This window comes from Kitasatospora sp. NPDC047058 (assembly GCF_040643935.1).
Lineage (GTDB): Bacteria > Actinomycetota > Actinomycetes > Streptomycetales > Streptomycetaceae > Kitasatospora.
In genome coordinates this window covers 1-1,713 of record NZ_JBEYVJ010000799.1, presented here as the reverse complement: position 1 = coordinate 1,713, position 1,713 = coordinate 1, and the positions used below count along the sequence as shown (strand labels likewise).

Here is a 1,713-nt window from a genome sequence, read left to right as displayed (position 1 = left end):
CGCGAGTGTTTTACTGAGGTGTGTATTCCTAATCCAGCGCTACAATCTCAGTCAACACCCCCCCCGCCCCCGCGGCCCCGGTACCGGGGCCGCGGGCTCTCGGTCACTGTCGATGCGCCCTGGTCCGCTTGGTGAAGGCAGCCAGTGGGCAGCATCCGCTTGATCTTGAGGGATCTCCAGGGAGGGAACGCAGGTGGGGAAGGCGAGCCGCGGGAAGAAAGCCCGGTCACGAGACCGGGCCGGTGAGTGGTCGGCGGCAGGAGCGGCGCGGCGGGCTCACGAGATGATCCGGCAGACGCTGGACACGGTGGACCATCCGTTCGTCGAGACGATGATGCACCAGAACACGAGCAACGGCGTCGGTGACAGCTACCGCACGGCAGTGGTGGCCGGCGGGTTGGGCGACGAGGAGGCGTGGGAGTACGCGCTGTCGATCACCGTCGGCGCGATGGGTGACGCACCGCCGTGGGACCGGGATCTGACGGCGCACACCAAGCGGGAGATCCGGCGGCACCAGGACCTGCTCCGCACCGCCGAGGTCTTCGTCATCTCGCCGGCGGCGCACGCCGCTGTAATGGCGGCCGCCGCGACGCTGGAGATCGCCGATACCGCGACCCTTGACCGGGATGTGGACTTACCGGTGCCCACGGGCCTGCTGATGCTGCCCGAGCCGATCGTGCACGCGAACCGCAACGGGTCCCTCTCGGACACGGCCGCGTTCGGCTGGGCCCCGGTCCGGCTGTTCAACGCCTGGCCCCCAGTCGAGGGCGGCACACCAGGGGTGCGGGTGACCGCCTTCATGGACCGTGACGGACCTGTCCAGCCTGAGGAGTGGACGACCACACTGGCCCTCGCCCGCTCTACGGGGATGCCGCTGCCCCTGCTCGTACCCGACGGGGTCGTCGGTATGAGCGGGAACCGCCACCTCGCGCACCTGGACGCTGCACAGCTCCACGAGATCTCCAAGGGAGTCCAGCAGGTCCACCTGGAACTGCGCCAAAGCGCTGCCGAGGTACGCGGACAGGCACAGGAGGTCGGGGAGTGGACGGGCGGTCAGGTGATCGAGGACCCGACCCAGGACTTCGTCCGCCGGTACATGTTCGCGTTCTGGCGGCTGGCTGCACAGAAGTCGACGGAGGTCTCCGTCCACCGGCCCGAGCCCGCCACCACGGTCCCGCGCCAAGGCCAGCGCGTCAGGCCCTCGGCGGTGCCCGATGTCCGGGTGGTCCACTTGGCCGCCCGGCCCGGTGACGCGAAGGACGGAGACGGCGCCGGGCATCGGATGTACCAGCACCGTTTCCCGGTCCGGATGCACAAGGTCCGCCAGTGGTACCCGAGTCAGGGGGTGCACCGGATCATCTGGCGCGGCCCGTACATCAAGGGACCGGCCGGCGCACCGCTGGTCGTCACAGAGACGGCCTACGCGGTGCGCTGAGCCTGCGGGTCAGTACTGCACCGGCTGGGAATGAGGCCCACCGGGCCGGTGCAGTACTGCCGCGCAGTGGGCCTAGCCCCGCTTCCTGGATCCCGGGACTGCGGAACCAAGGTGATGCCAGCCCCGGTCACTGCCGATTCCCCCGAACCACCGCTAGGGGGATCGTGGCCAGCTGGTGACAGCCAGGCCTTGGGCGGACGCTTCACTGTCCGTTACCTAACGCTGGGGCAGCCCCGTTCCGGTGACGGATGTGAAGAGGGCCCGCACCGTTTCGGCGG

General features: G+C 69.4%; 1 protein-coding gene. It reads left to right on the top strand.

Features of this window, described 5'->3' with window-relative positions; translation table 11 throughout:
• The first annotated feature begins 283 nt into the window (after window positions 1-283).
• The gene (locus ABZ885_RS40610; protein WP_360200155.1) at window positions 284-1,435 is read left to right on the top strand and encodes a hypothetical protein; all 1,152 of its coding nucleotides are present in this window, start codon (window positions 284-286) and stop codon (window positions 1,433-1,435) included.
• Window positions 1,436-1,713 lie beyond the last annotated feature (278 nt).